This window comes from Photorhabdus stackebrandtii (genome assembly GCF_011189495.1).
Lineage (GTDB): Bacteria > Pseudomonadota > Gammaproteobacteria > Enterobacterales > Enterobacteriaceae > Photorhabdus > Photorhabdus khanii.
Genome location: NZ_PUJV01000195.1, coordinates 1 through 345 on the forward strand (window position 1 = coordinate 1; position 345 = coordinate 345).

The 345-nt window shown below is 63.5% G+C and carries 1 protein-coding gene; it reads right to left on the reverse strand.

Features of this window, described 5'->3' with window-relative positions:
* The coding region (locus tag C5470_RS22300; RefSeq protein ID WP_166291962.1) for an AMP-binding enzyme at positions 1–345 on the reverse strand (345 nt) is incomplete at both ends.

Here is a 345-nt window from a genome sequence, read left to right on the forward strand (position 1 = left end):
ATGCCCGCCCAGGGCAAAGAAATTGTCATGCCGGCTGATTTTTTCGATACCCAGTAACTCACGCCAGACCGCCGCCAGGGTGGTTTCGGTGGCGCCCTGCGGGGCTGCATAACGCTGGCGGGCAAAGGCGTCCTCCCCGGGCACTGACAGCGCCCGGCGATCCAGTTTGCCGTTCGGGGTTAGCGGGAAGCGGTCCAGGCGCACCACCGCCGCCGGCACCATATACTCCGGCAAAACTTGACTCAGGCGCTCACGTAAGTTATTCACCAGCCCTTCTTCCACGTCCGCCGCCACATACGCCACCAGCCGTTTGTCCAGTCCTTCCTCGTGAGCCAGCACCACGGC